Source organism: Arenimonas sp., assembly GCF_019459675.1.
Taxonomy (GTDB): Bacteria; Pseudomonadota; Gammaproteobacteria; order Xanthomonadales; family Xanthomonadaceae; genus Arenimonas.
The window spans coordinates 1-4,595 of the sequence record NZ_JAIBFH010000340.1 but is presented as its reverse complement, the minus strand read 5'-3'; the positions used below and the strand labels follow the sequence as shown (position 1 = coordinate 4,595).

The 4,595-nt window shown below is 70.0% G+C and carries 4 protein-coding genes and 1 pseudogene; all 5 read right to left on the bottom strand.

All coding sequences use genetic code 11. The features are described 5' to 3' along the window. A pseudogene (locus K0M70_RS11415) lies at positions 1 to 305 on the bottom strand (hypothetical protein); the annotation flags it as partial. Further along, positions 292 to 891 (bottom strand): sigma-70 family RNA polymerase sigma factor, encoded by a 600-nt coding sequence (locus K0M70_RS11410; RefSeq protein WP_290781985.1) that lies wholly within the window; start codon positions 889 to 891, stop codon positions 292 to 294. The pseudogene K0M70_RS11415 and the gene K0M70_RS11410, both read right to left, overlap by 14 nt. Before the next feature lie 32 nt (positions 892 to 923). Further along, the gene (locus tag K0M70_RS11405; RefSeq protein ID WP_290781984.1) at positions 924 to 1,844 is read right to left on the bottom strand and encodes a histone deacetylase; all 921 of its coding nucleotides are present in this window, start codon (positions 1,842 to 1,844) and stop codon (positions 924 to 926) included. Positions 1,845 to 1,890: 46 nt separating this feature from the next. Continuing rightward, a complete protein-coding gene (locus K0M70_RS11400) occupies positions 1,891 to 3,639 on the bottom strand; it encodes a phosphoenolpyruvate carboxykinase (GTP) (RefSeq protein ID WP_290781982.1) in 1,749 nt (582 codons plus the stop codon). Between the two features lie 120 nt (positions 3,640 to 3,759). After that, positions 3,760 to 4,344, bottom strand: coding sequence for a TetR/AcrR family transcriptional regulator (locus K0M70_RS11395; RefSeq protein WP_290781980.1), 585 nt, complete (start codon positions 4,342 to 4,344; stop codon positions 3,760 to 3,762). Between the last annotated feature and the right edge of the window lie 251 nt (positions 4,345 to 4,595).

The following is a 4,595-nucleotide window of genomic DNA, read 5'->3' as shown; positions in this document are numbered from 1 at the left end:
GCGGAGTGGGGGGGGGCCGCTACCACCCCCCGCGGCGGCGCTTTTTTTTCCTTGTGGGGGGCGGGCGCCCCCCGCCCCCCCCCCGCGCGGGGGGGGGGGGGCGCCGGCGACCGGCCCGCCTGCCACGCCAGACCCACCGCGAGGCAAAGCGACGCCGCCGCCGCCAGGCTGACCCACCACGCCACGCCCTTTCGCTCGGGCCGGTTCGGCCGCAGGCGGGCCTCGATGCCGGGCCACAGGTCGTGCGGCGGATGGATCTCGCGGGGAAGCTGGCGCAGCTGCCAGCGAAGTTCAGTCTCGCTCATGGTCCTCTCCTAATCTGGCGCGCAGCAGCTGGCGGGCGCGATGCAGCTGGGCCTTGGAACTGCCGACCGCCATGCCGAGTTCGGTGGCGATCTCCTCGTGTTTCCAGCCTTCGATGTCGTACAGCACCAGCACGGCGCGCGCGCGCGGCGGCAGGGTGGCGATGGCGCGCTCAAGGTCGATCGCCAGCGCCGTGCGCAGGCCCGCGCTGTCGGGCGTGGCTTGGGCATCCAGCGCCTCGTCGCTGTTCTCCATCGCCTCCCCGCCGCGGCGGGCGCGCAGCTGCATCAGCGCGGTGTTCACCGCCAGCCGGTGCAGCCAGGTGGAGAAAGCGCTTTCGAAACGGAATCCGGGCAGCGCCTGCCAGGCTTTCACGAAGGCGTCCTGCACCAGGTCCTGTGCCCTCGCCTCGTGCCCGCAAAGCCGCCACAGCAGCGCATGCACGCGCCCCGAATGCCTGCGGTAAAGCTGCTCGAAGGCGCGCACGTCGCCGGCGCCCGCCGCAAGCACCAGGGCATGGTCCTCGTCGCGGGGCGAAACGGGGTGGCTGGCGGGGGCGGCGTGAAGGTCCACGGCGGTACTGAGCATACCGACTCGGATGCAGGCTCCCGCCAAAAGGTTTAGCCGGCGCCGCGCAGCCCGCGCCAGTGGGCGGCGGCCAGGCGCACGGTGGCCTCGTGGATGTCCACGATGTCGCTCACCTGCGGCGCGTAGCCACCGGCCATGCAGACGGCCACCGGCAGGCCGTGGCGCCGGCACGCCGCCAGCACCTGCCGGTCGCGCTCGGCCAGGCCGGCCTTGCTCAGGGCGAGGTAGCCCAGGCGGTCGCCCGCGAACGGATCAGCGCCGGCCAGGTAAACCACCGCGTCGGCCTGCGCACGCGCGATGGCGTCGGGCAGATGCCGGGCCAGCGCGTCCAGGTAGGCGTCGTCGCCCGTGCCGTCGGCCAGGGCCACGTCCAGGTCGGAGTCCGGTTTCACCGCCGGGTAGTTGCGGCCCGCGTGCATCGAGAAGGTAAAGATGCTCCGGTCTTGGGCGCAAAGCTCGGCGGTGCCGTTGCCGTGGTGCACGTCCAGGTCCACCACCAGCAGGCGACGGGCCAGGCCGTGCGCCTGCACGTGGCGCGCCGCCACCACGGCATCGTTGAACACGCAGTAGCCGCCGCCGCGCGCGTACCCGGCGTGGTGGGTGCCGCCGGCCAGGTTCACCGCCACGCCGTCGCCCGACAGTGCGTGGCGCAGCGCCATGATCGTGCCGCCCGACGAGCGCCGCGAGCGCTCCACCATCGCCTCCGACCACGGAAACCCGATGCGCCGCATTTGGGATTCATCGGCGCTGCCGTCGCTCATCGCCTGCACGTAGTCCGGGGCGTGCACGCGCAGCAGGTCGGCGTCGGTGGCGGCGGGCGGCTCGGCCAGTTCGATGCCCAACGCAGGCGCGCTCTCAAGGATGCGCGCGTGCAGCTGCGCGTACTTGGCCATCGGAAACCGATGGCCGTCCGGCAGCGGCAGCACAAAGTGGTGGCAGTAGAACGCCTTCATCGCCGATCCGTCGCCCGGGGGAGGACCTGGCGGCCCTCCCGCGCGATCAGGCCAGGCGGGCCGCGATCTTGGCGCGCTCGGCCTTGAGCTCGTGCGGCGTGCGTTCGCCGAAGCTGTCCAGGTATTCGCCGATGCTGGCCATCTCGGCCTTCCAGCCATCGCGGTCGACGCTGACCAGCTGTTCAAGGGTGGCCTGGTCCAGGTCCAGTCCTTCGACGTTGAGGTCGGACACCTTGGGCAGCAGGCCCACCGCGGTGTCCAGGGCTTCGGCCTGGCCGGTGACGCGCTTGAGCATCCACTCCAGCACGCGCAGGTTTTCACCGAAGCCCGGCCACATGAACTTGCCGGCCTCGTTCTTGCGGAACCAGTTCACCTGGAAGATCTTCGGCAGGTTCGCGCCCGGCTTGTCGAACGACAGCCAGTGGGCGAAGTAGTCGGCGAAGTTGTAGCCGGCGAACGGCTTCATGGCCATCGAGTCGCGGCGCACCACGCCGACGGCGCCGGTGGCGGCAGCGGTGGTTTCGGACGCCATCGAGGCACCCACCAGCACGCCGTGGGTCCAGTCGCGCGCCTCGAACACCAGCGGCACCAGCGACTCGCGCCGGCCGCCGAACATGATCGCGCTCAGCGGCACGCCCTGCGGGTCTTCGGCCATGGCGGTGTAGCTGGGGCAGTTCTTCGCGCTGACGGTGAAGCGGGAGTTCGGGTGCGCCGCCGGGCCGTTGGCCTGGTCGTAGGGGCGACCCTGCCAGTCCTTCGCCGGCTCGCCGCTGCCGATGCCTTCCCACCACGGCTGGTTGTCGGCGGTGACGCCGACGTTGGTGAAGATGGCATCGTGGTGCAGCATCGCCATGGCGTTGGCGTTGGTCTTGTCGCTGGTGCCCGGGGCCACGCCGAAGAAGCCGGCCTCCGGGTTGATGGCGTACAGGCGGCCGTCCGGGCCCGGGTGCATCCAGCAGATGTCGTCGCCCACCGTCCACACCTTCCAGCCGTCGCGCAGGTAGCCTTCGGGCGGGATCAGCATGGCCAGGTTGGTCTTGCCGCAGGCCGACGGGAACGCGGCGGCCACGTAGTGCGTTTCGCCCTGCGGGTTCTCAATGCCGACGATCAGCATGTGCTCGGCCAGCCAGCCCTCGGTGCGCGCCTGGTAGCTGGCGATGCGCAGCGCGTGGCACTTCTTGCCCAGCAGCGCGTTGCCGCCATAGCCCGAGCCGAAGCTCTGGATGGCCAGCTCTTCCGGGAAATGCATGATGAAGCGTCGGTCCGGATCGAGCTCGCCGATCGAATGCAGGCCGCGCACGAAGCTGCCTTCGCGCTCTATCCGCGCCTGCGCCGGGGCGCCCATGCGGGTCATGATGCGCATGTTGGCCACCACGTACGGGCTGTCGGTGATTTCCACGCCGCAGCGCGACAGCGGCGAATCGATCGGGCCCATGCAGTAAGGCACCACGTACAGGGTGCGGCCGCGCATGCAGCCGGCGTACAGCGCGTCCATCTTGGCGTGCGCGTCGGCAGGCGACATCCAGTTGTTGTTCTGGCCGGCGTCTTCCTTGTCGGACGTGCAGACGAAGGTCAGGTGCTCCACGCGCGCCACGTCGCTGGGGCTGGAACGATGCAGGAAGCAGTTCGGGTGGCTGGACTCGTTGAGCCGCACCAGGTCGCCGGTGGACAGCATCAGCGCAACCAGCTGGCTGTTCTCGGCGTCGGAGCCGTCGCACCAGTGGATCGCGGCGGGCTGGGTCAGCTGGGCGACGGAGGCCACCCATTCGTTGAGCGCGGCAAGTTTGCTGGACATATCGGTACCGTTAAATGGAAAACCGGGAGGGGCGCGAAGACCCAGCGCCAGATCATGCATACGTATTCTATCGGGCCGGGCAGGTCGTGTCCCAAGGGGCGCAACCGCGTCGGACGGCCCTCAAACCGGGATGAGCGTGCTCATCACATGGCCCACGTAGGCTTCGAACTCATCGTGGTGCAGGCGGGGCTGGCCCAGCTGCAGGGAAAGCTGCAGGAACCCGACGTAAGCGGCATAGGTCAGGCGCGCACGGTTCTGGGCGTCCAACCGCGGCAGGCCCGCCTGGCGGAAGCTGGCCGTGAGGTAGTCCAGGCGCCGCTGCGACACCCGGTGCAGAACGGGCTGCACCACCGGGTGGTCCAGGGCCTTGAGCAGCTCTGAATAGATAATGTGTGGCTTGAGTTCGTGCGCCACCAGCTGGAACAGCGCCTTGAGGCGCGCCCGCGGGTCGGAAATGGCCTCAAGCTGGCCGAACACGGTTTCCTGTTCCATCACTTCCCACCGCTCCAGCGCGGCCACCAACAGGGCCTCGCGGGACGGGAAGTGCCAGTAGAAGCTGCCCTTGGTGACGCCAAGTCGCCGCGCCAGCGGCTCCACCGCCACGGCGGCAAGGCCCTGTTCGGCGATCACGTCGAGGGCGGCGAGGGCCCAGTCTTCCGCGCTCAAGCGGGTCGGGCGTTCAAGCTTGGGTAGTGAGGCGGCCATGGTTCGAAGTCTACCGGCTGGGGGCGGCTCGGGTAAGCCGGAATGCGGTGTCGGAATCATGCACCATACGGGCTGGTATTGACAGGCCGCCTCCCCCAACCCATACTGCTGCGTATGGTTATGTCCGCCGCCGCCGCGTGTCCGTCGCCCCAGTCCACCGTCAGCACGCTGACCGGGCGGGACGGCTTGGCGCTGTCGGCGGCCCGCTGCGCCGGCGCCGGCCCCGGCGTGCTGCTGGCGCACGGCTTTGG

Coding starts and splice junctions, on each gene's coding strand:
- K0M70_RS11395 (WP_290781980.1), bottom strand. CDS start 4,344: ATGGCCGCCTCACTACCCAAGCTTGAACGCCCGACCCGCTTGAGCGCG.
- K0M70_RS11410 (WP_290781985.1), bottom strand. CDS start 891: ATGCTCAGTACCGCCGTGGACCTTCACGCCGCCCCCGCCAGCCACCCC.
- K0M70_RS11400 (WP_290781982.1), bottom strand. CDS start 3,639: ATGTCCAGCAAACTTGCCGCGCTCAACGAATGGGTGGCCTCCGTCGCC.
- K0M70_RS11405 (WP_290781984.1), bottom strand. CDS start 1,844: ATGAAGGCGTTCTACTGCCACCACTTTGTGCTGCCGCTGCCGGACGGC.